At 33.2% G+C, this 2,512-nt stretch carries 3 protein-coding genes; all 3 read left to right on the forward strand.

Translation table 11 applies throughout. The annotated features are described in order from the left end of the window. Window positions 1-135: 135 nt before the first annotated feature. The 3 genes from MM239_RS20665 (at window position 136) to MM239_RS20675 (ending at window position 2,253) form a co-directional block, all read left to right on the forward strand. A complete protein-coding gene (locus MM239_RS20665) occupies window positions 136-489 on the forward strand; it encodes a hypothetical protein (RefSeq protein ID WP_241350227.1) in 354 nt (117 codons plus the stop codon). Between the two features lie 82 nt (window positions 490-571). Beyond that, a complete protein-coding gene (locus MM239_RS20670; RefSeq protein ID WP_241350228.1) occupies window positions 572-1,339 on the forward strand; it encodes a carbon-nitrogen hydrolase family protein in 768 nt (255 codons plus the stop codon). A gap of 134 nt (window positions 1,340-1,473) precedes the next feature. Further along, the gene (locus tag MM239_RS20675; protein ID WP_241350229.1) at window positions 1,474-2,253 is read left to right on the forward strand and encodes a hypothetical protein; all 780 of its coding nucleotides are present in this window, start codon (window positions 1,474-1,476) and stop codon (window positions 2,251-2,253) included. The last annotated feature ends 259 nt before the right edge of the window (window positions 2,254-2,512 follow it).

The raw sequence follows: 2,512 nt of genomic DNA on the forward strand, positions 1-2,512 counted from the left end.
GATAAACCAACTTTAAAGCTGATTTTCGTACATTAACATACAAATACGCGTCAATACGCTACAAAGGAGCACAAGACTCCAAATACTTGAATATTGGTCAGTAAATAATGTACCTGAGTAGTTACAAATTATTTATTGATTGAAATTCATGAAAATACATCAATCCTTAAAGAAATGGTAGATGCTATTGATCTCAAATCAGTTTACAGTGAACCTGCTGACTCAACAGCTTTGAAAAATGCGGAATCAAAAATTTCAGATTTTATAAAAATAAGCGAAAACTTGTTGGAGAATAAATCAAGTGAAAAAGAGGTCTCTTTATATGATAACAAAATTGAACCATACAAAAAAGCAATAGAAACAATGCTAGAAAGTATAGCTCCCAAAAATCGCAAGGTTCAAATGAAAGCGATAATGAGCTTCCTACTAATAGGTAGTACTGGGATACCAGAGACTTTTTCAACAAGACCTTCATTCCGAAGTCAATAACTTGCTTTGTTGTTCAAATTTAGAAAGTAGAACAAAGCAAAAATAAATTACATGAAATTTGTGAGCAAACTCCTATTACACTATGAAAGTAGCCTGTTTCCAGTTTCCTGTCGTACAAGCAAATTTTGAAGATAACCTCAATCAAATAAAAATTGGGTTGCTATCCAAAAAAGCAGATTTGATTGTTCTTCCTGAATTGTGTACTTCTGGTTATTTCCTGAGTAAGGAAAAATGGATTTTGTATTCCTCTCCAACATTTTGGAATAAAACCATAGATGAAATGACTTCATTTGCCGGTTTCCTAAATACCCACATCGTGTTTGCCATTCCAAAAATGATTGATAACAAAATTTACAATATTTCTTATCTTATCAATGAAACTGGCATTTTGGGCGCCCAAGCTAAAATCCATATTACTGATGATGAGAAAATAACTTTTGCCTCCAATCCAATTTGGAGGATAAATCCCATTGAAACCGATTTTGGAAAAATAGCACTGATTTCATGTTTTGACTTATGGGACTCATCGCTATTTAGGCAAATAAAAGCTGATAAGGTGGGACTTATATGTTCTCCTTGTGCATTTGGGTCAGACATGAGTCCTATTATTGCAAAATCACGAGCTTTGGAATTCAACACTCCCATTGCGCTCTCCAACAGGACTGGCATAGAGGAAATAGATGGTGTTTATGAATCATTTGTTGGGATGAGTACCATTTGGGATGCTTCAGGGGAGGTATTGACTCAAGCATCTTTGGAGACAGAATTTATTTGTAGCGCTGTAGAGCTTTTGCAGATTGAAAGCCTTCCCTTTTGCAAAAATTTACGTCAGGAAATGAAATGGCGTTAAACGTTTAATCAGTTGAACAAGGCGTTTTTTGCAATTGATGTGTGTATTTATAAAGTCGGACAAAGCGATAATAGATTTAAGGTTTATTTCAAAAAATTTAAAATCTCAGTCTTATAACCTATAAATTAATATCGATGAATAACCGACAACTTACTGCTTTGATGATACGTTTAGCTCTTGGGTTTATATACTTATCTGCAGGATTAAGTAGACTTGCACCTGAGTATCTTGGAAATATTATTGGTCCAGTTTATTTACCAGAAATTTTAAAATCTGATTTTATTATTTTTATATGGTACTCTTCTGCCATTTATGAAGTTATCGTTGGCTCTTTGATATTAAGTCAAAAATATTCGCCTCATGGTCTTTTATTGGTTATTCCGCTTTCTATAGCTTTATTGATCTTGACTATTTTTCTTGGGTTTGGGGCAACACCTATTTTCAATTGCTTCTTTACTATCTTCTTAATCTTTGCTTTGATCCAAGAAAAAATACCCTACAAAAAAATTCTCCAAGGAGATTCCACCGCCTTAAATCGATCTAAAACACCTCAACTTTACCCTGCCAAGCAATTATCACTTTTATCCTTAACTTTAATAATCTTGACTATTGGCCTTATTTTTTGGCAAGGCTATCACCTCAATATCTTGGCTTCCTTGGCAATTTTAGGGATAACCATAAACCTATTTCAATTTAGAAATTATTATAAAACAGATTATTTCTTCATCTTCCTTTTTTTTGCAATAGCCATGATTGCCTTGAATGGGAATATTATTAAGCATACACTGAATAACTTTATATATTGGCAATTTGGACTTATCGGGTTTGCAATGCTCCTTTTTTTATTAAGAATTGGCATTTCACGGTTAATCGGTACAGCTGGACAAAAAAGTCGCTCCAAATTTTATACCTGATTGGTTCACATAAATCAATTTGATTTCAAATTTCTGGTTCGCATTTACAAAATCGAACAATAGGTAGCCCTACAATTGATTGTTTTGAAGGAAGAATCGGAGAAATGAAACATTCAACCAATAAATCTATCAAATTACAGCAATTCCGAGCATAAATTTTCAAGTTGATTGTTAGGTTGTTACAACTATGCTTAAGAATTAATCTTCGGGCTATTCAAAAGGAACGTAAAAAATCCTATATAACTGAACCTGAGTCACA

It is taken from the genome of Belliella filtrata, assembly GCF_022549775.1.
Taxonomy (GTDB): Bacteria; Bacteroidota; Bacteroidia; order Cytophagales; family Cyclobacteriaceae; genus Belliella; species Belliella filtrata.